The sequence below is a fragment of the Pseudomonas sp. H1_D05 genome (genome assembly GCF_054682705.1).
In genome coordinates this window covers 4,634,212-4,660,760 of record NZ_CP162825.1, presented here as the reverse complement: position 1 = coordinate 4,660,760, position 26,549 = coordinate 4,634,212, and the positions used below count along the sequence as shown (strand labels likewise).

General features: G+C 62.0%; 12 protein-coding genes and 2 pseudogenes. 3 read left to right on the top strand and 11 right to left on the bottom strand.

The genetic code is table 11. From position 1 onward, the window contains the following. Positions 1 to 7: 7 nt before the first annotated feature. The 3 genes and pseudogenes from AB4O11_RS21045 to AB4O11_RS21035 all read left to right on the top strand — a co-directional run. A pseudogene (locus tag AB4O11_RS21045) lies at positions 8 to 877 on the top strand (SphA family protein); the annotation flags it as partial. Positions 878 to 1,131: 254 nt separating this feature from the next. Continuing rightward, complete coding sequence (relB, locus tag AB4O11_RS21040) at positions 1,132 to 1,326, top strand: type II toxin-antitoxin system RelB family antitoxin (protein ID WP_122600383.1); 195 nt, start codon at positions 1,132 to 1,134, stop codon at positions 1,324 to 1,326. Further along, positions 1,259 to 1,579 carry a type II toxin-antitoxin system RelE/ParE family toxin gene (locus AB4O11_RS21035; protein WP_460131132.1) on the top strand — a complete coding sequence of 107 codons (321 nt, stop codon included), beginning with the start codon at positions 1,259 to 1,261 and terminating at the stop codon, positions 1,577 to 1,579. Before relB ends, AB4O11_RS21035 begins: the two co-directional genes overlap by 68 nt. A 68-nt stretch (positions 1,580 to 1,647) precedes the next feature. Here the strand turns inward: AB4O11_RS21035 and AB4O11_RS21030 are convergent. The 11 genes and pseudogenes from AB4O11_RS21030 to AB4O11_RS20980 all read right to left on the bottom strand — a co-directional run bounded on the left by AB4O11_RS21030 (position 1,648) and on the right by AB4O11_RS20980 (position 26,349). Beyond that, positions 1,648 to 14,141 (bottom strand): annotated as a pseudogene (locus tag AB4O11_RS21030) (filamentous haemagglutinin family protein). A gap of 216 nt (positions 14,142 to 14,357) precedes the next feature. Continuing rightward, positions 14,358 to 15,470 (bottom strand): substrate-binding domain-containing protein, encoded by a 1,113-nt coding sequence (locus AB4O11_RS21025; protein WP_460128323.1) that lies wholly within the window; start codon positions 15,468 to 15,470, stop codon positions 14,358 to 14,360. A 96-nt stretch (positions 15,471 to 15,566) separates the two neighbouring features. Then, positions 15,567 to 16,676, bottom strand: a complete 1,110-nt coding sequence (locus AB4O11_RS21020; RefSeq protein ID WP_460128321.1) for a substrate-binding domain-containing protein — start codon at positions 16,674 to 16,676, stop codon at positions 15,567 to 15,569. A gap of 472 nt (positions 16,677 to 17,148) precedes the next feature. Continuing rightward, complete coding sequence (gene gspF, locus AB4O11_RS21015; RefSeq protein ID WP_016985711.1) at positions 17,149 to 18,360, bottom strand: type II secretion system inner membrane protein GspF; 1,212 nt, start codon at positions 18,358 to 18,360, stop codon at positions 17,149 to 17,151. Then, on the bottom strand, positions 18,360 to 19,766 hold the full coding sequence (gene gspE / locus AB4O11_RS21010; protein ID WP_460128318.1) for a type II secretion system ATPase GspE: 1,407 nt from the start codon (positions 19,764 to 19,766) through the stop codon (positions 18,360 to 18,362). Before gspE ends, gspF begins: the two co-directional genes overlap by 1 nt. Continuing rightward, a complete protein-coding gene (gene gspD, locus AB4O11_RS21005; RefSeq protein WP_460128317.1) occupies positions 19,763 to 22,150 on the bottom strand; it encodes a type II secretion system secretin GspD in 2,388 nt (795 codons plus the stop codon). Before gspD ends, gspE begins: the two co-directional genes overlap by 4 nt. After that, a complete protein-coding gene (gspM, locus tag AB4O11_RS21000) occupies positions 22,147 to 22,695 on the bottom strand; it encodes a type II secretion system protein GspM (RefSeq protein ID WP_460128315.1) in 549 nt (182 codons plus the stop codon). Before gspM ends, gspD begins: the two co-directional genes overlap by 4 nt. Next, on the bottom strand, positions 22,688 to 23,866 hold the full coding sequence (gspL, locus tag AB4O11_RS20995; protein WP_460128313.1) for a type II secretion system protein GspL: 1,179 nt from the start codon (positions 23,864 to 23,866) through the stop codon (positions 22,688 to 22,690). Before gspL ends, gspM begins: the two co-directional genes overlap by 8 nt. Further along, on the bottom strand, positions 23,863 to 24,822 hold the full coding sequence (gene gspK / locus AB4O11_RS20990) for a type II secretion system minor pseudopilin GspK (RefSeq protein WP_460090658.1): 960 nt from the start codon (positions 24,820 to 24,822) through the stop codon (positions 23,863 to 23,865). The genes gspL and gspK overlap by 4 nt, the downstream gene beginning before the upstream one ends. An 8-nt stretch (positions 24,823 to 24,830) precedes the next feature. Further along, positions 24,831 to 25,289, bottom strand: coding sequence for a type II secretion system major pseudopilin GspG (gene gspG / locus AB4O11_RS20985; RefSeq protein ID WP_008087930.1), 459 nt, complete (start codon positions 25,287 to 25,289; stop codon positions 24,831 to 24,833). 142 nt (positions 25,290 to 25,431) lie between these two features. Further along, positions 25,432 to 26,349 carry a halovibrin HvnC gene (locus AB4O11_RS20980; RefSeq protein ID WP_460128310.1) on the bottom strand — a complete coding sequence of 306 codons (918 nt, stop codon included), beginning with the start codon at positions 26,347 to 26,349 and terminating at the stop codon, positions 25,432 to 25,434. Positions 26,350 to 26,549 lie beyond the last annotated feature (200 nt).

The window sequence follows — 26,549 nt, the reverse complement described above, 5'->3', positions numbered from 1 at the left end:
GCCACTGGCCACCGAAGCCGGCGTTGACAACATCGGCCCCGGCACCGACGGCTTCTTCATGCTGCCGCTGGAAGTCGACAGCCTTCCGGAGAACATGGTCGCGTTCAACCTCTACTACAACCATTACAAATCGACCAAGCTCAACATCAGCTCGCTGGGCGGCAAGGTGCCGAAGGTCGAAATCGAATCCACCGCGGTGATTCCGCGTCTCGATTACTTGAGCCCGGTGCGTGTGTTCGGCGGACGTCTGGCGGGCTACATCGCCCAGCCGTGGTTGAAGCAGGAAGTCGCGGTGTTCGGCCTGAGCGACACCCGCGAAGGCATGGGCGATACCACCTTCGCGCCGATCATTCTGTGGGACATGGGCAAAAACCTGACCCTTGGCGCCGCCGTGGAAGTCACCGTGCCCACCGGCGAATACAGCGTCGATCGGCTGGCCAACACCAGCAACAATTTCTACACCTACAAGCCGCTGTTCTCGTTCACCTGGCTGCCGACTGAACGCACCGAAGTCTCGATGAAGACCACCTACAGCTTCAACGAAAAGAACAAGGACACCGACTACAAATCAGGACAGATTTTCCACTTCGATTATTCGGCCAGCTACAAGATCACCGACGACCTGATGCTCGGCGTCAACGGCTATTTCCTCAAACAAACCACCGACGACAAACAGTTCGGCCACACCGTGCAGTTTGCCGGGCAGGACGTTGATGATGGCGTGCGCGGCAAGGTGTTCGCGATTGGCCCGGCGCTGCACTTCACCTTTCTCAAGTACGCCAGTGCGGAGATTCGCTGGGCCAAAGAGTTTGATGTGGAGAACCGGCCGGAAGGGGAAATGTTGTGGGCGAAGGTGAGTATTCCCTATGCGTTCTGAGTGTATTTGTAGGAAAGAACACCCGGTTTTGTAGCCTGAAAACCTGAAAAACGGAGGGGAGGAATACGCCTACAGCGGCGGTCGAGATTACCGGACAACAGGGGGAAACGTCTGGCAGATTTAAAGGGTGCGCTTGCAGATACTGGGCTCCGTTATCCCATGGATCTTCAAGGGCTCATGGGGTGCATCGTCTGCCAGTGACGACAATGGGCCATTCCCCCCTTAAACTGCTGAGATTGATCACGGAGATCACTATGAGCATATTACTTTCCCCGTTTTACTCTGACTTCGAATCCGAAGAAGAGGCCGAGAGCTACGATCGCTGGTTTCGGGCAGAGGTACAGGATGCACTCGATGATCCTAGTCCTGGTATTCCCCATGATGAGGCTATGGCGATGCTCGACCAGATGCTGGAAGAGATGCGCAGGAAGCGCCGCTCTGCTGCTTGAATGGAGCAGCAAGTCCTCGCGTCAACTGGCTGACATCTTCAAGTACATCGAGCAACACAACACCAACGCTTCAATTTCGCTAAGACACAAGGTTGGTGCGGCAGCACAACGGCTTTCATCAATACCTTACGGTTACCGACCTGGCCGAGTGCCTGGTACTCGTGAGATGGTGATTCATCCGAACTATCTGCTGGTCTATCGAGTGAATGGGCGCATCAGAATACTGAGGGTGCTTCACGCCCGACAAAAATAACCTTCAACTTCATCAACATAAAAAAAGGGCGACCAACCGGCCGCCCAAACGTACTGCACGAGAGTCTTTTACAACGTCAGTTGCCCACGCTCCTCCTCGGTCAACTGCTGCTTCGCCTGTTCATCCAGTGCCCCGGCGCCCAACACCTGCACCGGGCTGTTCGGGTTGTAACCCGGGGCCGGTGCGCGGCTGGCGCCATCGCGGGTCGGCGCGAGTTGTTCGTTGCCGAAACTCAACACCTGCACGGTAAACACCGAGGCCTGATTCTGCCGCGACGCTGCTTGCTGCTGACGCGCGACATCTTCCGCCGCTTGTGTGGCCGACGATGCCGCCGAACTGGCCGAAGTAATCGCCCCGGTGTTCACCGCCGAGACCACCGGCACACCCGTTGCCTTGCCCTGCACCGAGATGTTCGCGGCGTTGACCACCGTCAGCGCGGCGATGTTGACGTTACCCGACACGCGGATCCCCGCCTCACCGGCATCGATGGTGCCCAGCGGCGCGATCAGGTCGATGTCTCCCGGCTTCACCTCGGCGATCGGGTTGAGCGTGGCGATACCGGCGCCGGTGCTCGGCACCGATGGCGACAGGGTGACGTTGCCCCAAGTGTCGTAAACCCGTTTCGGCGGGGTGTAGACCACGGTGGTTTTCGAGCCACGACCGGCGTTGATATCGCCCTCGGCCGACCAGCCGAGAATCGAGCCGCCGAAGGTGGTCATGATCCGGCTCTGGCCGAGCAAAATGCTGCCCTGCGAATAGAGCTGAATGTTGCCCGAGCCCTGGGTGATGATCCCCGCCGTCGATGGCGGCGCCGCACCTTCGATGCCGAACACCTGACCGCCGCCGGGAGTGAGCATCTGGATGTCGCCGCCGAACAGGGTCTTGACCCCTGCTCCGCCGTACAGCGTGATATCGCCGTCGTAGCGGATTGGGTTGCCCGCCACATCTGTGCTCGGGAACAACGCGGCGATAGCGTTGCGACCACGCAGATAACTGCCTTTGCGCGGGCCATCGACATCGTTGTATTCCAGGCCACCGGCGCGCAGTTCGGCGAAGTACACCTGGCGGGCGAAGATGGCCTGTTCGGTGCCCGGCAGTGCGGCGTAGAACGCCTGTGCCTGTTCAGCGCTGCCACTGAAGCCGTAACCCAAGGTCAGCCAGCTCTGCAATTCGTCCTGGTAACTCTTGACCACTTTGCCCGGTTGCGCGCTGAGGGCTGCGTCCGCGCTCGCCACGTTCTGCGGGTTCAGGTAGTGCGCGATAAACCGCGAATAATCCGGCCCCTGCGCGCCCGCGCCGGCCTGCAAGACCACGCTGGCCCCCGGACGCTGATCACCGGCCAGCAACGAGCCAAGGCTGGTGATGCTGGCACGGTCCTCCATCAGAATATTGCGCCCGGCATTGATCTCCAGCGTGCCGGGACCGGCGACGTCGAAGCTGCTGTAAAGGATGTCGCGCCCGGCCGACACTCTCGACACATCCCTCGGGTCGTTATGCACGAACAGGTTGCCGGTGGAGTAAATCGTGTCCTTGGTGGTGCCGACGCCATCTTTCGGCGAAATCGTCGGTTGGCCCAGGTCGGTGCCAGAGGCGACGATGTCGCGACCGGCCATCATCCACACCGGCCCGGCGGCTTCGTACCAGGTTCGCTGCGAATCGCTTGCGCGCAGTGACTCGCCACTGCGGATGCCGACCAGATCGCCGGTCAACGCGTAGATTCGCGCCGGCCCCATGACATCGCTGAGGCCGGAGTACGAGTTGCTACCGAAGGCGAACAATGGGAAGCGCAGATTCGGTTCTGCGGCGACACCATCGCTGCCGCTGTTGGAGATGAACGGGGTTTGCGCCGAGTTGCTGGCATAGCCGTTGAATGCCGGCGCAAACGGCGTGGCAATCGCCAGTGGACTGGCCCCGGACTGGTTGATCGCATAGCCGCCGGCATAAATCGAATCACCGGCCAACAGCTCCAGCTGACCTGAAGCCGAAGGCGCCAACAGCAGCGAGTAAGCGGTGGCGGGAGCGGTATTGCCGACGCTGTAAGCCGCCGATGAACCTGCGTAGATCGAGCCTTGACCGGCGACGGCGCGCAGAATCGACGGATAAACAAAACGACTGTCAGTCGGTGAAGTGTTCTGCCCTTTGATGGGCCCGTTGGTGTCCGTCTCGGCCAACTGGGTACTCGGCGTGAGGTTGCCACCCGCCGAGAACAGATCGATGGCCGTGTGCTCGGTCCACAGCGAGAAGCCACTCAAAATCCCGCCCTGGCTGACGTTCCCCGCCTCGTCAAACAGCGGCGTGGCGTTCTGCAAACGCACGCGGCCCGGGTCCGCCGCGCCGCCCAGGACCAGATCGCCACGGGTGTTGATGCGCATGCCCGAATCGCCGGGGATCAGCACCAGCCCGCCGGAGGCATTGCCGGTGGTCGCGGTAAACGGGTCCAGCGCGCGGGTTTCCCGAGCATCATGCAACACGCTGTTGGCGCCATATTGCAGATTGATGCCGCCGACCGCACTGCCACTCACCTGTGCCGCGCCGCGCAGGTTGATCAGCGCGCCTTGCAGATCATGCTTGGGTGGCGTGATCCCATTGTTGCCGGCGCGCGCTTGCAGGGACGGATTGAGCGAACCACCGATGCGAATGTCCATGTCGCCGCCACCGGTCAATTGCAGGCTACCGTCGCTGCCGACACGACCGGTGCTACCGACCGCCACGATCAGGCCCTGGCTGCGTGGGTTGGTCCGCGCATCCCCCATCGGCCTGAGCATGCCGGCATCTTCTCCGGCGCGCAGGCTGATGTTGCCACCGCCCAAAGTGCCAAAACCGGTGAAGCCCACCAGGTACGGCGCCGCGTCCATGTCGGCGTCGGGCAGCGGCTGCGTCGCATAGCTGCCGAAATTGATCCACCAGGCGGTCGGCACGTCATCACTGCCGGTGCCCTGACGCCATAACCAGTTGCCCACCGCCACGCCAGGCACCTGTTCACGGTAACCGCCGGTATTGGCGGTTTTTCGCCCAAGAGTGTCACCGGAGACAGAGCCACCGGCATTGATCGTCAGGTTGCCGCCGAGCTGCGGATACCAGGCTTGATAGAGACTGTCGGTACCACCGTTGACCCATTTTTCCACGTCGCCACCGGCACTGCCCAATACCGAATCCTTGTCCGACAAGCGTCCGCGCATCTGCTTGAAGCGCGGATCGACATCGGCCGACTGGGTGCCAGCGGTGTACACACCAAACGGCGAAGCCATGCTCAAATTGCCGGCAGCGAGCAAATCAAGATCGCCGGTACCGGTACGCAGGACACTGAACATCTGGCTGTGGATGCTGGCGCTTTTCGCCGGATTGCTCTCGACGCACACCTCGGGGTAACTGTCGCACAGCGTCAGGTATTCCTCGGGAATCGGCGCGTAATCCTGAAAGCCGAACTGGTTGCCGGGGCCCAGGTCCAGCGCGCCATCGGGGCGCAGGCACCGGGATCGGTTTCGCAGAGAATCAGGTATTCCTCGGGCACTGGTTCGAAGGCGGGGAAACCGTACTGGTTGGTTTCCGACCACACCGCGCGTGGATTGCCTTCGGTGATCTTTGCACCGTAATGAGTGTCCGCCAGACGCAAATTGCCCTCGGTGGTGAGCGGTTTCACCGCACGACTATCGGCGGCGGAAAGATCCGCCCCCGCCACCGCGCGGATCGACCACGACGAACTGCCCGACGGCAACATGCTCGCCAGTGCCCAGTTGGCGCCCTGCTGTGTGCCATTGAATCCACGCAACTCGACAAACGCGGCGCCGTCAGCGAGCACCACATTGGTCATCGACGGAATCAACGAACCGCGCAACAGCGCCAGTGAACTGCTCAACATCAAATTCTTGCTGCTGCCAGTGTCGGCATCGAAGGCGCCCGGCAACGGCACACCTTTGGGCCAGTTCATCGCCTTCAACGCGGTGTTGCGATTCAAGCGAATCCCGGCACCCAGTCGGCTGCTGGCCGGCACGGTCAGGTCACTGTCGAGCAGTGTTCCGGCGGCATACAAAAGATTGCCCGAGGCGTCATGCACCGCCCCCGCGAGCACGGTGCCGGCACTGAAGGTGTACGGCGCGGCCAGCTCCACCTGAACCGGCAACAGCGTACCGCTGACCAACGTCGTGTCCTGAATCGGCAAATCGTAATTGAGGGTCACGCCCGACGGGAATTGCGTGCCCGGCGCCAGCGTCACCCCGCTCCCCGGTACAACCAGATCGCCGCCGAATGGCTGCACGCCTGGCAACAGTTTCCAGCCAGCGTCGTCGACGGTCTCCGGTGGCGGCGCGAAACCGTCGTTGATGCTGCCGTAAATATCAAGATTGCCGCCGGCACGGATCACCAGGCTGGCGGATTCACCGGAACCGTAGACGCCATCGACTTTGCCCGTGTGCCGATTGAGGCTGGCGTAGCGGTAGCGCGACAGATCGATATCACCCTCCACCACCAGGTCGCCGTCCGCTGTCTTGCTGGCGATCTCCACGCCGGGGCGCAGGTGGAAGGCATCGGCGTAGGTCGCGTTGTTCAGACCCGCCAGCTTGCGTTGCAACAGATCGGCGTTTGTCAGCGCGGCGTCGATGAACGTGGTGTTGTCGCCGTCGATGCGGGTCAACAGCGCCTGATCGATCACCTGATACGGCCGGCCACTGACCGCCGGATCGACACCATCACGCGCATCGGTGTAACGGCGCGTGCCATTGAGGCCGATGGAACGCGCGCCCTGAATATTGACCGTGCCGCTGGCATCGATGGCGATGTCGCCGGCGCCCAGACGCGGCGCGTTGAGCTCCAGGGTGCCGCGCAACATCTGATCATTCTGCCCGGCGAGAAAGCCCGGCACTGCATCGGTGCCATGGCGCAAGTCGATGCGCGTACCGGACGCCAGGGTCAACACCCCGGCCCCGGAATTCAGCTCGACCATGGCCCGGTTTGGCGCGTCGATGATCTTGCCGTAACTGTCGACCCGCAGTACGCGGCCGTGGGCATCGAGCACACTGTCGCCGGCCAGGGTCAGGCCGTTCTGCGCCGCCAGACGAATGCTGCCGACCCGTTCGCCACTGGCATCGATCAAGCCATTGACCGTCAGGCTGCCATTGTCCACCGAGACATTGACCTCGCCGGCCTTGAGCCCGTCACCGATCAACAGATCACCTTGCTTGAGTTGCAGACTGCGACTGCCGAACACTTTGCCTGCGTTCAAGCGTTGGTTGAGTGCCGCGAACTGGGCGCTCGCCTCACCGCCCAGTTGCTGCGCGCGAATGTCCACGCCACCGGCCTTGTACGGCACCAGCGTGCCGCCGGCATCGTAATAACCGCTGCTGGCACCGAGAATCTCGCCCTGCAGATCGACGATGCCGGCATCCGCTGCCAAGGCAACGGCGCTGAGGTTGCCGGCCTGATTGTTTTTCGCCGACAGATCGATGCGCGAGCCAGCGAGCTGGCGTATATCGCCTGCGGCGCTCAACAGCGACACATCGCCTCCCCAGCTGTACTTGCTCACGTCGTTGAACGGCAAAGTGCGTCCGGCCATGTCCAGTTGCGCGCCGCCGGCCAGGGTCAAGTCGTGCTCGGCCTTGGCCGTGAGCTTGCCGCTGGCCAACGCGATGCGGCTGTCGAGCACAATGTCGCGGGCTTGCAGATTGAGTTCTGCGCCGAGGGCATCGGCCACGCCAGCAGCACCGGCACCGCTGAGCGTGAGCCTGTTACCAGCCTTGAGCAGGTTGACCGACGCCGCTTCACCGGTGAGCAACGGTGTGCGCAGCGTGAGATTACCGCCGCTGTAGGCATAGCCTTTGACCGGATCGAAGGCGCCCTGCTGTTGATACACCGCCAGGCTGCCCTTGTGATTGGCGGTGATGCGCTCGCTGGCGCTCAGATTGACGTTGGCAAAACCCAGCGCCAACCGGTTGTTCTGATCGAGGCCGTTGGGTTGTGGCATCGGGCCGTAACCCAATTCGATGCGTTGTGCCTGAATATCCAGCGTGCCGCTACCAGTACCGGCGCCGCCATTGATCACACTGCCCGGATCCTGAGTGGCGCCGTTCCAGATCAGTTGGGCGGTGCGGATCGTCGCCACATCGTCGGCATCGCCCGCGCCGTAAATCGCCGGGGTGGCGAGCACCAGGTTCTGCAATTTGCTCTGACCGGTCTGCGCATCGAACGTATCGAGGGTCACGCTGCCGTACAGATTGAAGGCATCGCGCGTGGTCAGGCTCAGCGTCTCCAGGGCTGGCGCACCAAACTGATTATCGCCGCGCAGCAAACGATCCAGCACATTCTGATTCAACGTCAGACCGGCCGGTACACGATTGCCTGCAGCAGACAACGCTTCGGCACTGCCTGCATTGACCGCCCCCACGGCCAGCGCGAGATGACGCGTGCCGAAACGCACGGCTTCACCGAGTTCGAACTGATTGTCCGTCGCGGCGGTGATGCTGCCATTGGAATACAACAGCGCCGGACTGCTGCAAACCGCCACGGCGCAGGTGCCGATGCGAATGCTGCCGGCGCCGGTGAAACCGCCGCCCGCCTCCGGCGCCAGGACATTGGTCCAGCCGTTCGACACCACCACCACGCTGGACGCGCCCGGTTGATAGATGTACCCGACCGTCGAGTCATACGCCACGTTGCCGCGCCCCAGAGAGTTGATCCCAGCGCCCGCTTCAACGGTGATGCCGCCATTGATCGAGTTGGTACGCAACAACACTTCCGGTGCCGCCAACTGCGCACCGTCACGCAGGACGATGCTGGCGGTGTCGCCGGTGAAGCCAATGATATTGCCCGCCGTGCTGTAGCTGACGGTCGGCATCGCACCGATGGTCAAACGCCCGGCGTTGAGGTTATTGAGCGTGTCGGCATACAGCGAAATGCCGCTGAAGCCCTCGGTGGGCGCCTGCCCGGTGCCGAGAATTTCAAAACTGCTGCGCGCGTTGCCGCTGCGCACCACGGCCGTTCCGACCAGCCCGCCCGCCGCAGCGTCGAACCGCGCCTGGCCCTTGAACAACAACGCGACATCCTGCTCGCCACCGTCAACCAGGCGCAGATCCAGCGTCTTGCCGTCCTGCGGTGCCAACGCTCGAGGCACCCCGCGCCGCACCGCATCGCTCTGGATGAATTGGCTGAGACTGGTTTCGTTGTATTGCGAGTAACGGCGCAGTACATCGGCCGAGGTCAGAATGACCTGTTTGGCCAGACTGTCCCGCTGGCCGGTGTTGGCAATCGACAACTGTCCGCTGCCGGTCCATGAACCGTTACGCAGTGGCAGCGCGCCCGTGGTTGTGCCCGCTGTCGCCTGACCATTGACCTCGACCCGGAAGGCGCCCGGCAGCAACGCGAACGTCGACGGCAACAACGTATAAGTACCCGCTGCCAGCCCCGGAACCCCGGCGCCGAGGGTGATCTGCTGGCCAATGCGCGGATCCACCGCGCCCGCCTCGGCCAGCACTGGCGCGTAGGCGCTTTGATTACCCGGCACGATGGCATACACGGGATTGCTGGCCAGCCCCGGCAGGCTGAAGGTGCCGTCGGTGGCATTGCGCACTAGCGGGTTGAACCGCGCATCCGTGGAACCACCGCGCCCGGAAACAAAACCGGCGCCGCGCAAATCGCCACCGCCGGACAGATCGATGACCGCACCGCTCTGCACATCAATGAACTGGGTGCTCATCGACACACCCGATGTTTCACCGGTGATGCCATTCAACACCACCGATTTGCCGCCAAAGCGGTAGTCGATACCGTCCGTGGTGCCACCGTACGGCATGACCAGCCCGGCGCCGCTGACCGACGTCAGACTGCCCGGCAGCAACCGCACTTCGCGGGTGGTGGTCAGCAGGTCATCGCCGAGGACAATCTTGCCCAGCGGCGCACGCAACACGCCCCCCTGTTCAATGTGCGCGGCCGAGAACGTCAACTGGCCAAACGCTGAGTACGGCGCGGCCACCGGCGCCGGGCCGTGACCGCCGATCCGCAGGGTATGCTCGGCCACCGCCTGCGCGCCCTGATACCCGACACGCACTTCAGCCTGCACATCAGTAGCGGGGTAAATCTGCGCCGCACTCAAGTTCAAATCGCCCGGCGTCCACAGGCGGCTTTTCTGATCGCCATCGGTTGGCGCCAGGAAGCGCAGATCACCACGGCTATCGAGGCTGACGTCAGCAAATGCGCGGCGACTGTATTCGGCGGCCGGCGCCTTGAGTTGCAGGATCGAACCTTGCGTGCCGAACGACAGGCTGTTGCCCACATCCAGCAGGTTCGCCGTCGCGCTGAAGCGAGCGTCCGACAGTTTACCGGTCGGGTTGTTGGTCGGGCGTGGGCGCACGGTGCCGACCACACTGTAATAGCTGCCGACACCGGACAAGCGCAGGTACGGCGCCTGCAAATCGACCCGTGCGGTGCCTTTGGAAGACTCGGCAAGGGACAGCGCACCGGCATACAGGCTCAGACTTTGATTCATGTGCAGATTGACGTCACCGTCGAACGACAACAAGCCGTTGCTCAACAAGCTCAGGATGTCGAAACCGCCGGACATCAGGCTGTCGGCATGCAGCCGCGCCTGACCATAACGCAGACCGGTATCGCTCTCGCCCGGACGCAAACCGGCTGCAAGTATCTGCTCCGTCGCGCGCTGATCAATGATCAACTCTCGAGGTGCGCGAACGTTGTTGTCCGCCGATTCGAGGTACAACGGCGTCTCCAGCGCCACCTCCAGACGACCGCCCGCCGCGCCGACACCGCCCGCTGCTGCACGCAGGTCACCCTCGATAAACAGACCCTTGTAAGAGCCGATGCCAATGCGCCCGCCGTCAGTCGCCACGCGCGTCGGTCCCTGGCCAGCGATATCCAGCAGTGCCTCGGCACCGGAGGCATCCAGCCGCGCACCTTGCCGCACAATCACGTAAGCATCGGCGGCGGTGGCCGTGGCGAGTTTCGCGTCGATCTCACCGCCGAGAATGATGCTGCCGCCCTTGCCGACCTGCCCATAGGTGCGACCCAAGGCATCGACTGCCGTGTTGGCTCGCCCGGCCACGTCCAGCACCGCATGCTCGCCGACCCAGATCGAACGGTCATGCGCGTTCGGGTCGGCCAACTGATTGGAGGTGGCCGGTTTGATCGAGCCGAACTGTTGCTGGCGAATATCGATCGTGCCGCCCCAGGCGTTGAGTGCACCGTCAACGGTGATCTGTCCGGCGCCGCGCAGCTTGATGCTCTGACCCGGATCGACGCTGATACGCGAATCGCGGCCCAGGGTCAGCGTGCTGTTGGCCGCGTCGATCAGGTTGATCAGGCTGGCGCCGCCTTGCAACGTCAGGCTGGCACCGGCGCGTTGCGTCAGCACGCCTTGGGTCGGATTTTCCTGAAACAGCGTTGGCGTCCACAGCTCCAGCGCCGCTTGCGGATCGACACCGCTGGCCATGCCTGGCGCAGCGTCGGCAAAACGGTAAACCGGCATCGTCACCTCGACGGCGGTGCCTTCGGCCACGTCCAGACCATTAAGGCCAATCAGGTTGTATGCGGAGAAGCCTTTTTTGAACAGATCGGCGGACAGCTGCAGCGTGGTGTCGGCCAGCAGCTTGTCGGTCTGGCCAATGAGGATCTTGTTGGCCTGTACCGTAAGGGTGCCGCCACCGGTCACGCCGTAGCCACGCAGATCGCCATCGAGGCGCAAATGCGATTGGCCCGGCGCGGAAATCGCGCTGGACTCCAGCGTCAGATCGCCACCCTTGCCGCCCCGGGTCTTGCCGTTGGCGAGTACCGCGCCGCCGGAAGAAACGTCGAGCAGACTGCCAGCACCGATATCGATATCGCCACTGCTACGGATCGAGATCAAACCACCGTTGAGGGAGGCCAGACTCGCGCCATCATCCGGGTCGGTGCGCAGATTGCTCCACACTCCACGGGTATCCAGTTGCACGCCGGCAGCCACGAGGACTTGCGTCGCCTTGTCGGCTTTCGCCGTGAGCCGAGTGTCGCTGCTCTCGGAGCCGGTGAACTGATTGAGAACGTTGCCCAGTCGCAGACTGCCGCCACGCGCCGTCAGGTCGGCGCCGACCTGCACATCCGGGGCATACAAGGTGATATCGCCACCGGCATCGACGATGAGCGCGCCGTCAACGACAACCTGATCCCTGGCCGCCACTTTAAGCGCGCCGAGACGGAAACCGTTGAGCTGCTGGTTATCGAGATACAACGTGCCCTTGCGCGCCTGCGACACGGCGCCGGCCAGATCTTGATCATTGTTGGCCACCGGTCGTTCGCCGCCGATCTGCACCTGGTCCAGCAGCGGATTGAGCGCATACAAAACGCCACCCGAAGCCGCCACATACGCCGGGTCATAACTGCCGACAATCAACTGCGCGCGACGGGCCAGCGCGGTCTGACTCTGTTCATAACCATCAAGCACTGGTTTCGGCGCCTGGTTCTGCCGCTCGCCCTGATACACCTCGCCGAGCATCTGCCCGTCGAGTACGGCGTTGGCCGTGGCAATCACCAGTTGTCCGGCATCACGCCCCACGATGTAACCCGACTCGAAACGCGAACGCGGGGCAATCAGCGGGTTGTAGAAGTAGCTGGTCTGGCCCCAGCGCTCGCTGCTGTCCTCGTAACCTTTGTACAGCCCGGTGTAGAGCAGATCGCCCGGCGCACGGGACACTTCATACAACTTGCCGTCCGCACCGCGCAACCAGCTCTGGCGGATCTCGCCGCTCTGCACATCGAGAGTGCCGCCGGACAGATTGATCAACGAACCCTTTTCGGTGACTACGTCGTTGCCGGCAAAACTCACCGTACCACCCTGCGCCATCCACTCACCCACACTGTGCGCCTGAGTGCCGAGATAACCGCCGACTTCCAGCAAGCCGCCGGCCGTGTACCAGCGATCGGTGGCATAGCCGTTGGTGCCGGCCGGCACGTAGACCAGCTCTCGCACATCGACCCAGATGTCGTTGCTGTTGAGCGCGCCTTTGTCGCGGTTGACCGAGGCGTCGCGCTGCTCGTTGCCTTGCACGTTGATCTTGATGTTGTTGTTTTCCATTGCCACTTTGACGCCGAGGGCACCCGAGACATCGATCATCGCGCCGTCGCGCACCAGACTGCGACGCTGCGCGCTCACTGCCACCTGGCCACCGGTGGCGAGAGTGATGGAGCCATTCTGGAACTCGACGCTGCCGCCGCTCTGCATCTCGATGCGCGACTGATCGCCACGAATGCGGTTGTTCGCAGTGACCGCGCTGAGGGCGGCCTGATGCTGACTGTCGAGCGCCGTCAGATCGCTGCTGTCGAGCATGATCGCCGTGGCACTGCCTTGCGCCAGGGTGACACTGCCGCCGCTGTCGCTCGCGAGATTGGACAAGTGAATCGTGCCGCGAGACGCCACTGAGGTGCTGGCGAGCAATACGCCGTTCTGCACGACTTCGTGGCCGGTCAGAGTGATGTCGCCAGTGGCGGCCTGAATCAAGCCGTTGTTGCTGACCTTGCCGCTGACATCGCCGGCCTTGAAGCCCGGCGTGACTTCGTTGCCGAACGTGGTCGACAGCGCATTGCCCTCGGTGCCCGCGCCTTTGCGGATGTAGAAGCGGTCACCGGCGCCGAGCACGGTCTGGCCCTTGGCGGTACTGATATTGCCGTCGTTCTGCACTTCGCTGCCGAGCAGCAAGGCATAACCACCGGCATCGGTCGACGTCGCCGGTTTATGAGTCGTGATACTCGCACCGCGCTCGACCAACACCTTGCCGGCGGCATCGGTGAAGGTCGGCTGAGTACCGTTGCTGTCGAAATACAGCCCTCGGTCGCGGAACTGGATATCGGTAATGTTCGCTGCCGCTGCCACCAGGTTACGTACGTTGACCTGGCTGCTGCCGCTGAAAACGATGCCGTTGCGGTTGATCAGCATCACCGTGCCGTCGCCCTTGATCTGCCCCTGAATCTGGCTCGCCCGCGCATTCGGGTCGTTGACCCGGTTGAGCACCGCCCAGTTCGCCTGCTGGGCAAACTCGACGCTGGTGTTGCGCCCGACGTTGAAGGTTTCCCAGTTGAGGATCGCCTTGTCGGCGGTCTGCTCGATCTTCACCGTGGTCTTGCCGTCGGCCTGGGTTTGCTGCGGGCCCTTGGCGTTCTGCCAACCTTGGGTCAGGCTGTTATCGACCTTCAGACCGCCCTCGCCCAGACCGTCCGGGACAAACTGCACCGTGCCCAATGCAGCCGCGCGCCCGGCCGCCTGAGCCGCCTGCTGCGCGGCAATCGCGGCGACGGTGTTGTTCAAGGTCTGAATCGAGCGCTGCAATTGCTGATTGGCTTTTTGCTGCTGCGCCAAGGGTGGCGTCATCCCCGGCAAACTGCCAGTGCTCGGCCGTGCGGCAGCGGCTTGCTGCGCCGCACCTTTGGCGGCGAACCAGTTGGAGCTGAACGCCGTTGCCGCGTGCGCATTGCCCGCCACCAGACACAACGCCACCGCCTGCGCCAGTGGTTTGAGCAGCCACAGCGCCGGCTCCACGGCTTCACGTTTGAACGACTGGACGTTGGTACGACGGGATGGGCGAGCGAGCATCACTACGAGATCCTTTTGGTTGCCACACTTTGGTTGCCACACATGCCGCAGGCGTGCAAAAACCTGCTGTTACGTCATAGGCAGTTGGCGGCGGTCGCGACCGAACGGATGTCACACAAACTTCATGTTGGGGGAGTATTCGCGCCGGGCCGTTCTGCGCCTTCAAAAAAATGGCAGCCCTATATGGGGCTGCCATCGGTTTGGCGGCAGTCACTTTTAAAGAGGACGACCGATGCCGTTGCACACGGCCGGGTTGTTGATGTCGAGGTTGTTGCCGGTGGTGTTGGTGATGAAGTTGGCAGTGACGGCGTTTTTCCAGCTCAGTGGCATCACCAGTAACTTGTGCGCCACCACCGCGGCATTGTTGCCAGGATTGCTGTAGTGGGTGGTCAGGAAGGCACGAATCTCGTTGGCCACGTTGGCATCCCTGTAGCACTGCCCGATGATCAAATTGCTGTAGGCGACCATTTTGTAGCCGTTGACAGGGTTCGCCACCACGGGCGACCAATTGGCGGGATTGGCTGCCTGAGACGCTGACGCCGGTGGCGCAACCGACGACAGTCCGAGCGCGACGTTGATCAGGGTTGGCAACACACCATTAAGACGCGCAACGACAGTGTTATCGCTCACCAGTACACCGTCCGGGCCGGAGTAACCGATTGAGCCGTCGACCTGATTGATCGTAGGCAGGACATCACTGTCGCTCGACACGCCGACCCAGTTGCTCGGCACTGTCGAACCTGACGGCTGGCGCGCCGCAGTGAACAGGGAATTGGTCGCGAACTTAACCGGGCAAACAGAGTTGAGGTAGCGAGTGAGGATTTCCGAGGTGCCGCTGGCGTTGTTCCGGTAGACCACGCGAATCGGTGTGGTGTCGGCAGTCCCCAGTAGCAGCCCCCACGTTGGCGCGTCACCCGACAGCGCCCTGCACAACTGGCTGCTCGTCAGATTGAGATTGCTGATACCGCTTTTCTTATAGGACACGGCGATTGCAGTGCCAACGGATGGCAGTTGAATCAGCGGGCCATAACTGGCGTTAAAAGCGCTCTGGTATTGGCTGATTTCGCTTGCCGTCAGGATCGAATCGCTGCCAGTGAAATGCACAGTGCCTGTAGTGCCGAACGGCGCAGCATTGTTGCTTAAAAACGCCGCTTTGCCTGCCCCGCTGCCAACAGCGGCGTAGCTGAAACTGGCGGGCAAAATGCTGTTGGCCGAGCCCTTGTACAGCGCGGCTGGCAACGTCGCCCCGCCACCGGTCACCGCCAATGCCTGCCCCGAAATCAGTACCGTCGCAGACAGCAGCGCAACCCTTCCAATTCGTTTGAACATGTCCAATCTCCTTATTGAATGCTCCGCTCACGGGAGCCAAAAAAAAATGGCAACCCCGAGGGGCTGCCATTCGTGTTGCGGTGTGAATCGAGCGCCTTACTGAGGACGACCGATGGTGTTGCAGACGTTGGTGTTGTTGATGTTCAGGTTGTAACCGGTAGCGTTGGAAACGAAGGTCTCATACACCTTGGTTTTCCAGGCCGATGGCACGGTGACGAAACCGTGGTTTTTGATCGCCAGGTCGTTGTTGGTGGTGTTGTAGTGAGTGGTCAGGAACGCCTTGACGTCGTTGGCCACGGCTGCGTCCTTGTAGCACTGACCGACGATGAGGTTGGTATAGGCAGCCAGTTTGTAACCGATGGCCGGGTTAGCCACCACTGGCGACCAGCGGGTTGGGTCAGCGGCCAGTACGGCGGTCGATGGTGGAGTCACCGAGGCAAGGGCCAATGCGACGTTGGCGGAGGTTGGCTGTACGTTGTTGACGCGAGCAACCACGGCGTTGCTGGTAGCGTCTACGCCGTCCGGGCCGACATAACCGAGCGAACCGTCAACAGCGGCGACGGTTGGCGCAACGTCAGCGGTGCTGGCAACACCGACCCAGTTCGACGGCAGGGTCGAACCGACTGGACGCGCGTTGACGAACGTCGAGTTGGTGGTGAACTTGGTTGGGCAGACGGCGTTCAGGTGACGTGTGAGGATTTCCGAAGTACCGCTGGAACCGTTGCGGTAAACGATGCGGATCGGCGTAGCGTCAGTCGTGCCCAGCAGGCCGCCCCAAGTGGTCACGGTGCCCGAGAACGCGTCGCACAGTTGAGCGCTGGTCAGGTTCAGAGCGGTCTGGCCGGATTTTTTGTAAGGGATGGCAACCGAAGTGGCAACCGAAGGCAGTTGGATCAGCGGACCGAACGAAGCACCGAACGCGGTGTTGTAAGTGCTGATCTCCGAAGCGCTGAGTACCGAGTCGCTACCGGCGAAGTGCACGGTACCGGTGGCGCCGAAGCCGGCTGGGTTGTTGGTCAGGAAAGCAGTCTTGCCACCACCGCTACCGATGCCGGCGTAGCTGAAGTTGGCTGGCAGGATGCTGTCGGCAGAACCTTTGTACAGAGCGGCTGGCAGAGTTGCACCACCACCGGTAACGGCCATGGCTTGAGCGGAGGCCGGGGCGGCGACGGTCAGGGAAGCTGCGATCAGAGTGCGCTTGAACATGAAGAATCTCCTTTTCAACTAGGTTTGGGAACACAGGTTTTCGGGTGACTTGCATGACACTGGGAGGACTCACCGGGGCCCTCGCTAGCGTTGGCCTTGGTTAAGTCGCACTGAGAAATTCGCAGTTTCCGGTGACAGATAAAGGAAAAAACCTCGGGAGCTGAGAGCTGTTTCCGAAGGGATTTTCTCGGGTGTTTGTCGGCTACTGCGCAGTGTCTGGATCGCGGGTTTGGCTGAATCGGGCTGGAGGCGTTGGCGGGTGGTTGCAGATGACAGAAAGGAGAACCCGAGGATGGGTCTTTTGAGGGTCGGGTGATGCCAATGGTTTGGAAAAAAATCTGGATTATTTATTACCCTGACTGGCCCCTTCGCGAGCAAGCTCGCTCCCACATTTGAAATGCGTTCCCCCTGTGGGAGCGAGCTTGCTCGCGAAGGGGCCAGCCCAGCTACCACCATGACATCAGATACACGACTACTGGACCAATTGGTTGATCTCAATGATCGGCAACAACACCGCCATCACAATCACCAGCACCACCCCGCCCATCACTACGATCATCAGCGGCTCCAGCAGCGCGGTCATGCCCATTGCCCGGCGTTCGATATCACGGGACAACGTCTGCGCAGCGCGCTCAAGCATTGGTGGCAGCGATCCGGTTTTCTCACCGCTGGCGATCAGATGAATCAGCACTGGCGGGAATACGTTCTCCACCCGTAATGCAGCGGCAAGGTTGACCCCTTCGCGCACCTTCGCCGTGGCCTCAGTGACACTCAAACTCAAGCGGTCGTTGGACAAGGTCTGCCGCGCCGCCTCCAGCGCACGCAAGAGCGGAACCCCGGCGCCGCCGAGAATCGCCAGCGTCGAGGCAAAACGCGCGGTGTTCAGCCCCAAGATGAAACGCCCGAATAACGGCAGTTTCAACACCCGGTGATGCCAACTCAAACGTGCCGCCGGATTGCGTAGATACAGGCGCCAGCTCCAAAACGCGCCCGCCATGATCCCTGCGCACAGCCAGCCCCAACTGCGGATGAAATCACTGGCGTTGAGCATCGCCAAGGTCAACCCCGGCAAATCCTGCCGCGCCTGGGAAAACGCACTGACCACCTGCGGCACCACATAACTGAGCAGGAAAATCACGATGCCGATCGACACCAGCCCGACCACACCGGGATAGATAAACGCGGTGAGAATCTTGCCGCGCAGGTTGTTGCGTTCTTCGATGTAGTCGGCCAGCCGCTCCATGACCTGCGCCAGATCACCGGACTCTTCCCCTGCGGCAATCAACGCGCGATAGATCTCGGGGAAATCCCGTGGCCGCGCCGCCAGTGATTCCGCCAGTCGCATGCCGCTGCGCACATCGGCGCGCACGGCACTTAGGGTGTGGGCAATGTGCTTTTTCTCGGCCTGCTCGACCGTGGCACTCAGCGCTGCCTCCAATGGCAGACTCGCGCCCAACAGACTCGCCAGTTGCCGCGTGGCCCAGGCCAGATCGTTGTCCGAGAGTTTGGCGCTGAACAATCCACCACCGCCGTGCTGAGCAACGTTGCTTTCCTTGTGCACCGACAACGCGGTCAAACCGCGCCCGCGTAATGTTGTGAACGCGGCAGCCTGGCTGTCGGCCTCAAGGTGCCCGGATTCAATCTTGCCGGTCGCGTCGGCGGCTTCAAAACGATAGCGATTCATCAGGCGTCCCGTGTCACACGGAGGATTTCTTCAGGCGCGGTGGCGCCGCTGCGGATCCAGCGCTCACCGTCCTCGCGCAGGCTGAACATCCCGGCCTTGGCGGCTGATGCGCGCAAGGCCTGCTCGCCTGCCCCTTGGTGAATCAGCGTGCGGATGTCGTCGTCGATGCAGAACAATTCGTGGATGCCGGTGCGGCCGCTGTAGCCGGTTTGATTGCACGCTGCACAGCCGACCGGGCGCCAAGTGCCGGGTGTCGCCGGGTCTTCCTGCTTGCACTGATTGCACAGTCGCCTCACCAGTCGCTGCGCCAAAACCCCGAGCATTGAAGACGCCAGCAGAAACGGTTCGACGCCCATGTCGATCAAGCGGTTGACCGCCGACACCGCGTCGTTGGTGTGCAAGGTTGCCAGCACCAAGTGACCGGTCAACGAAGCCTGCACGGCGATTTGTGCGGTTTCGAGATCGCGAATCTCGCCGATCATGATGATGTCCGGGTCCTGGCGCAGAATCGCCCGCAGTGCCAGGGCAAAGGTCATGTCGATCTTGGCGTTGACCTGAATCTGGCTGATGCCCGGCAGGTCGTACTCCACCGGGTCTTCAACAGTAAGGATGTTGCTGGTGCTCGCATCGAGCCGGGCCAGTGCGGCGTAGAGGCTGGTGGTTTTGCCGCTACCGGTTGGCCCGGTGACCAGCACGATGCCGTGGGGCTGGCGGATCAGGTGATCGAGTTTGGCCAGCACCTGCGCGTCCATGCCAAGGGTTTCCAGATGCAGACGCCCGGCCTGTTTGTCGAGCAGACGCATCACCACCCTTTCGCCATGCCCGGTCGGCACGGTTGAAACACGAATATCGATCGGCCGCCCCGCCACGCGCAAAGCAATGCGACCATCCTGCGGCAGGCGTTTTTCGGCGATGTCGAGTTGCGCCATGATCTTGATCCGCGACACCAACGCACCGTGCAAAGCCTTGCGCGGCGAGACCACGTCACGCAGCGTGCCGTCGACGCGATAGCGCACCACCGAATGGGTTTCGAACGGTTCGATGTGAATGTCGCTGGCCTCGTCGCGCGCCGCTTGGGTGAGCAAGGCGTTGATCATGCGGATTACCGGCGCGCCGTCCTGGGTGTCGAGCAGGTCGGTGATTTCCGGCATGTCCTGCATCAGGCGATCGAGGTCGACTTCGTTTTCCGCCGCCCCAACCACCGCCGCCGCGCTGCCGGTGTCGGCATAGGCAGCGGCGAGCAAGCCATCGAGTTCGTCATCGCGCACGCGTTGTATGGTGGTCGCGCCGAATTGGCGCCGCGCTTCGCTGATCGACCAGCCCGGCGTTGACGGACACACCGTCAGCACGCCATCGCACAACAGAATCCGCTGCGCCTTGGCCCGGGCGTAAGGCAAGAGACTCACAGACGCGGGCCTCCCTCAATCGGCACGGCTTTGATGGTCGCACGGGGGCCCGAAGCCGGAACCGAACTTGGAACCCCCTGCGCCGCCGTCGGCAACTGCGGCGCCTGCATGTCTGGCATCGCCCAGCTGCGCTCCGGCTGCAAACCACCTTGCGCGCGGCGCATGAAGTCATAGCGATTGAGGGTGATGCTGCGCCCCGCTTCGCTGTCGCGGATGATGTACGGGCGCAGGAAGACCATCAGGTTGGTCTTGGTAATCGCCCGGCGCTCGTTGCGAAACAGCGCGCCGATGCCCGGCAGGCTGCCCAGCCATGGCACCGCGTCGTTACTCTGGCTGTAGCCATCCTGCAGCAACCCGCCGAGCACCATGATCTGCCCATCATCGAGCAGGATGCTGGTATCGATCGCGCGTTTGTTGGTGACGATCCCCGCCGAATTGGCACTGGCCGAAGCCCGCTCATCAATGCTGCTGACTTCCTGATAGATATCAAGCTTGACCGTGCCGCCCTCGGAAATCTGCGGGCGCACATTGAGCTTCAAACCGACCTCTTCACGGGTCACAGTCTGGAACGGGTTATTACTGGTACCGCCACCGCCAGTCACGTAACTGCCGCTGACAAACGGAATGGTCTGGCCAACAAAAATACTCGCCGCTTCGTTGTCGAGGGTCAGCAGGTTCGGCGTTGACAGCACGTTGGTGCCGCCCTTGCTCTTCAACGCCCGGGCCAGCACTTTCAGGTCGAGAATCTTGCCGATCCCGGGAATGTCGACGGTGCCGTTGACGTAGCCCAGGTTCAAGCCTTGCGGCAGCACATCGATGCTGGTCTTGCCGTTGACGTTGATCCCCGAACCACCGAGATTGGCCCCGCCGATCACGCCGTTGCCACCGAGATTGCCGGTCTGCCACTGCACACCGAACTCACTGGCATCGTCCTCGCCGACTTCGACGATCAGGCTTTCGATCACCACTTGCGCGCGACGCTGGTCGAGCAAGTCGATCACCTCGCGCAAGTTGCGATACAACGGCTCCGGCGCGGAAATCAGCAAGGTGTTGGTGGTGGCGTCAGCCTGAATGGTCACGCCGCCGGCACTGAAGGCAACGTTCTGTTCACTGTTCTGCGCACCGCCGCTACCGGTTGTGCTGCCACTGCTGCCCTGGGCGTAACTGCCGCCCGTGCTGCCGCTGCTGTTAGTGGTCGACGTGCTGCCGCTGCTTTGCGTGCCGCTCTGGCCATTCTGCCCAGCGCTGCCGCCGGTACTTGCGCCCATCGCACTGAGCACCGAACGCGCACTGTCACTGGTGCCGCTGTCACTTTCGCCAGTCAGCAAACCACGCAGTGCCTGCGCCAGTTTCGCCGCTTGCGCGTTACGCAGATAAACCACATGCAGATTGCTCGGATTGCTCTGCGCGTTGTCGAGTTTGTAGATCAGGTTGCGCGCCAGCTCGGTACGCTCCGGGCTGCCGGCGCGAATGATGATGGTGTTGGAACGCGGGTCACCGATCACGGCGATTTTCTGCGTCGGATCATTACCCGGCGCATCGAGCAAATCCGCCACCATCGGCGCGATGTCAGCGGCAATGCCGTTCTGGATCTGCACCACATCGGTGTCAATCGCGCTCGGCGAATCAATACTCGCGATCAACTGCGCAACGCGGGTCAGGTTCTCGGCGTAATCGGTGATGACGATGGTGTTATTGCCCGGATAAGCGTTGATCGGATTGTTCGGCGAAACGATCGGCCGCAGCACCGGAATCAGGTTGACTGCGTTCTCGTATTGCAGACGAAACGTGCGCGTGAGCATGCCGTTGCCCGCCGGTTTGTCGGCGCTGTAAATCGGCCCGCCAAGCAACTTCGCATCCGCCTCCGGCACCACCTGCGCCACACCGCCAACATCGACCACGCTAAAACCCTGCATGCGCAACGCCGCCAACAACATGTCGTAAGCCTGCCGCGCCGGCACCTGACCCTCCGAAACCAGGGTCAACGTGCCCTTCACCCGAGGATCGACCAGAAACTGCTGCCCGGTGGAACGCGACAACGCGCGCACCACCGCTTGAATATCGGCGTCGACAAAATTCAGTGTCACCGGTTGATCACCCAAAGGATTACTCGGCAAGGCAATGCCCGACGGTGCCGCACCGCTGCGCCCACGCTGGGTGATGTTGTGCAATTGCTTCGGCACGGGTCGCGCCTGAGCCTGCGCGCGCTCGCGATCAAGCACCGCGTCGCCGCTGCGCTGGGTGTTGGCCAGCGGCCGGCCCAGCTCACTGTCGACCAACAACGGCGGCTGGTTTTGCGGTGTGCTGGTGTTGCTGCACGCGCTCAACGCCATCAGCAACATCGGCAACGCCAGACGTGCCGGTTTGGATCCTGACCCCTTCATGAAGCTTCCTTAGCGCCCAGCGCCTGATCCATGCGAACGGTGCCTGACAAAGTGCCGGCGGTGACTTCGGTCGAGGGGTTGTCTGCGCGTTGCAAACGGGCCTCGACCACTTGCAGAGAAAGTTGTGCCGGGTTGCTCAACAGCCAGTCGAGTACGGCGTCGGCCGGCGCCGCGTCGAAGGTCAACTGCCAGGCGCCCGCCTCCCCGGCTTGCAACTGATAGTGCCCGGCGAGGCCGCTGGCCTGCAGAGTCTGCTCCAGCGACTGCGCCACGCTTTGCCCGGCGGGACGCACGCTAACTTCGCGCAGCAATACTTCCAACGCTTCGGTCTGGGCGCGCAGCTTTGGCGTCTCGGCTTCCCAATAAGCGATTTTCTTCAGCGGTGGCTGGATCAGCGCAACCCACAGCAGCAGGCCGACCAGCGCAACAGCCATGCCGGCAACCATGCGTTTTTCACGCAGCGCCAACGGCTGCCAACGCGCCTGCAACTGGGCGTTAAAGCGTTGCCACTTGGCGCGGTAGATCGCGAGCGAGGGCTTATTCATCTTCTTCTGCTCCGCCGCTGTCGTCGCTTTCACTTGAGGTGGCTTCAGTGGCCGGACGCAAGGTCCAGCCCTCGTCGTCTGCCGTCACGCTGATACCGGCCTGGGCCAAGGTGCTTTGCCACTCCTGATCATTGCCGCCGCGACGGGCTTCACTCAGCAGACTCAGTTGCAAGACGCCATCGACAAACGCCAACCGCTCGACACTGCCGGCCATCGAAGGCATGCCGCTGCCGGCCTGCAACACCAGACGATTGAAGGTCTGCGCCGGATCATCCGCCGCGCCCTTCTGCCGCGCCGCCAGTTGCTGACGGGCCTGTTGCAACGGGTTGAGGATCACCGGCAACTCGGGAAACGCCTGCTTTACCCGCAGGTTCATCTGGGTTTTCAGTTGCTGGCCCTGCCCGGCCTCGCGAGCGGCGTAAAGGTTCAAACCGATCACCCAAATGGCCACGGCCAACGCTGACAGGGTGATCGCCCTGCCCCAGCCGCGATGCTCGGTTTGTTGTTGCTGGACCGCGCCATGCAGCCCCCAACCCGGAAGCGGCCCGGTCCAGCGCTGCGCCTCCGCCATCGGCAGTTCAGCGCCCGGCGGCGGTTGCTCACCGATCCAGTGCAAAGTGACGCCCGGTTCCCACATAACACCGTCGAAACCGTCATCGAACAACGGCTGCACCCGCGCCGCTTGCACGCTATCGCGCAGCAACAAATGCCCGTCCTGCACGCAAGCGACGGTGCCGGGCAACACCGGCAAACTGTAAGGCGCCGGGTAGAGACCGCGCAGGTTCAGCCCAGCGCTTTTCAGCAACTGACCAAAACCCAACAACTGTTGCCGAGGCGCCCAAGCAATCTGTACCTGCCCGGCCTCGTCCCGCGAGCTGTGCGCGATGTGCATCTCGCTGCTGTCGCCGAGCATCAAGGCCTGCGCCGCACACTGCACCGCCGCGACAATCTTGTTGGCCGGCAACGGCGGTAAATCGAGACTCGCCAACAGGCTGTCAGCCGGGTGCAGAAAACACACCAGCGGCGGCAGTTTCGACTGCTGACTCAACTGGCTCAGACTGAGGCGTTCTTCCCGCGTGACCACGCCCTGACGATCCAACCAGGCGCAGTACAATTGACTGTGCAGATCCAGCTCCGCCAAGGGCGGCAACGCCACCTTCAACTGGCTCATACGCCCACCCGCGACCAGATCACCTGCGGCAAGCGGTCTTGGCTGCGATGCAGCAACGCCTCAAGACTGACCCGACGCTGATCACGCCGCGCCTCACCGCGCAGGCGAAACCAGTCACTGGTGATGCCGACCCTGACGCTGGTCAGCTCCAGTTGCGGCATGCGCAAGCGGTTGACGAAATCGCCACGGTTGATAAACCAGCGCCCAGCATCGCGCTCGGCAATCAACGCATTGGCACGCTCCAGCGACAGCCCCGGCACGTAAGCGGCTAAAACCGGCGCGGTGGCAGTGTTGCCATTGAGCCAGGTCGTCGCGGGGATCACCGTCAGGTACGGCGCCAGTTTGCCGATCAGCGCCTCATTAACGCCGTCGACACTGCGCAAATCGTCGATGCTGCGCAGCATCGGCAACGTCGGATTCTGCGGTTTGTGTGAAGCGTTCGGCGAGGTCGCGCGGCCACTGTCGAAACCACTTTTCGGCGCCTCGGCAATCTGCGCATTCAGCAGTCGCGGATAAGAGGCAATCACCCGCTGACTGATGCGCTGACTCAACCCGGCACTGACCCCGATCAACTCGCACAAGCGCTGAAACGCCGCCACCTGCGCCTCATCGACCCGCTCGTTGGCCACCAGATTGCGCAAGTTGAACTTGCCCTGCTCATCCTCCAGCCGCCCTTCAAAACCTTGCGCGGAGAGACGCTGCGCCCACGGCTGATCGAGCCGGGTCAACGGATCGCGCTGACGCGCATCCCAGAGCAACTGACGGCTGATCTCCAATCCGCCCTGCACCACCCACCGCCCCTGCACACGCTGCTGATCCGCCTCCAGCGCCCGGGTCGACACGCTCTGGCGCGTCAACATGCCCGCCGCAATCACCGCCACCACGGCCGCAATCAACAACGCGCTGATAATCGCCATGCCCTGTTGCTTCGCCCCCTCAGGCGAGCGGCTGTTCATGGCCGGCCTTACAACTGCCAGGAACCGATATCGGCATTCACGCCGTCGCCGTCCGGCTGACCGTCGGCACCGAGGGAAAAGATGTCGATCTCGCCATTCGCGCCGGGGTTGAGGTACTGATAAGGACGCCCCCACGGATCGTTCGGCAAGCGCTCCAGGTACGAGCGCCAATTGCTGTTCTTCGCATCCGCCGGCCGCTCCACCAAGACCTTCAGGCCCTGGTTCATGCTCGGGTAAGTGCCGTGATCGAGGCGATACAGCTTCAACGCCTGCATCAACCCACCAATATCCTGCTTCGCCGCCGTCGCCCGCGCCTGATCCGGCCGGTCGAGCACTTTAGGCACCACCATCGCCGCGAGAATCCCCAGAATCACCACGACCACCATGATCTCGATCAGGGTAAAACCCTGCTGACCACGCGGCGTGCGCAACGGTTGCTGACGCGATTTGAAAGGTGCGATATCCATCTCGACAATCCCTGGCTTGATTCGATTCGACGCGCAGTGTTGCAAGAAGATATGTCAGTGATGTTGAAAATCCTCGGGTGAAACAGTCACGAAATAGAGATTCGAGCGGTGCCCCGGCGGGCACCGCCCAGTACGCTGCTACTCACAGAGCCTTGGCGTAATCCGCCTTCGCAGGCTCAGTTGGCTGCCAACGTCCCACGACCTGTTCACCACTGAAAAACTGGAAGCTGGCGCTCCCTCCCTGCGTCGCCGGCATCGTCACGCGGATGATCGGCGCGACGATGCCACCGGATGCATAAAAATCCCGCTGGTTGTCTTGCGCATCAGATAAGCCGCTACCCGTATAGAAAAAGGCCCACAGTGGCACGGTTCTGTGGATGTTCTGCGGCCAGATGCCGCTGACGATCTCGTTCCAGCCCTGAAACGAAGTGCCCCCCAGCAGCGCCATTGCCCGAATACCTTCGATATAGGCAGATGCCGAGTGATCACCCGAAGTGGCTTCGCGAACATTGAACCCGCATTGGGCATTGTTGGTGCGGTAGTTATTCAGCCACTGTTGGGCTGTGGTAATGCCTGACAAATGACAAGGGCGACTGGTCAGTGGCTGTGATGAAACGTTCCCGCAACCATTTTCCGTCCGCCCGTTCGTACTGGCATTCAGCGGGAAAACGCAGAAAACATCGATATCGATCTTGTCTGCCGGGCTGTCGAAAATCGGGTAGGTAAAATAGCCGTTGTTGTACAGAAACGTTCGAAATGTCGAATCGCGGCGCAACCAGGACCAGGACACGCCACCGCGGCTCACGGAGGTCGGGCTCGGATTCCAGACATGATATGCCGTCGATTTCACTGTCGCTCTACCCATGATGCCCGAACAAAGAAAGGCAGGACGTCGAGGTCCGCCACAATCGATACGGGTGTCGTTGTAAAGCGCCTGCAGTTTGGTCGCCGTGGCCGCACCGTCAATTGCCGCTTGCTGGATGTTGAATTCATCGGGCGCTTTGTATCGGGCGCTGCAGCCTGCCAACACGCACAAAAACACAACCATAAAAAGTCTCATCGGTTAAATCCTCACTACGATAGATTTCACCAGCGACCGACAGACTTCCGACTGGCAGGTATTGACCGGCCGTCCACAGCGTCACACCTCAATGGACTGGCAAGCCACATCCATCAAAACAGAGCCTCTAAACGTGTCGCTACTGTCAGATCTGACAGTAGCGACCAACGGTCCAAGGCCGCACGGGATCTTTGGTCAGC

Coding starts and splice junctions, on each gene's coding strand:
- gspL (WP_460128313.1), bottom strand. CDS start 23,866: ATGAGCCAGTTGAAGGTGGCGTTGCCGCCCTTGGCGGAGCTGGATCTG.
- AB4O11_RS21035 (WP_460131132.1), top strand. CDS start 1,259: ATGAGGCTATGGCGATGCTCGACCAGATGCTGGAAGAGATGCGCAGGA.
- gspD (WP_460128317.1), bottom strand. CDS start 22,150: ATGAAGGGGTCAGGATCCAAACCGGCACGTCTGGCGTTGCCGATGTTG.
- AB4O11_RS20980 (WP_460128310.1), bottom strand. CDS start 26,349: ATGAGACTTTTTATGGTTGTGTTTTTGTGCGTGTTGGCAGGCTGCAGC.
- AB4O11_RS21020 (WP_460128321.1), bottom strand. CDS start 16,676: ATGTTCAAGCGCACTCTGATCGCAGCTTCCCTGACCGTCGCCGCCCCG.
- gspK (WP_460090658.1), bottom strand. CDS start 24,822: ATGAACAGCCGCTCGCCTGAGGGGGCGAAGCAACAGGGCATGGCGATT.
- relB (WP_122600383.1), top strand. CDS start 1,132: ATGAGCATATTACTTTCCCCGTTTTACTCTGACTTCGAATCCGAAGAA.
- gspF (WP_016985711.1), bottom strand. CDS start 18,360: ATGAATCGCTATCGTTTTGAAGCCGCCGACGCGACCGGCAAGATTGAA.
- AB4O11_RS21025 (WP_460128323.1), bottom strand. CDS start 15,470: ATGTTCAAACGAATTGGAAGGGTTGCGCTGCTGTCTGCGACGGTACTG.
- gspM (WP_460128315.1), bottom strand. CDS start 22,695: ATGAATAAGCCCTCGCTCGCGATCTACCGCGCCAAGTGGCAACGCTTT.
- gspG (WP_008087930.1), bottom strand. CDS start 25,289: ATGGATATCGCACCTTTCAAATCGCGTCAGCAACCGTTGCGCACGCCG.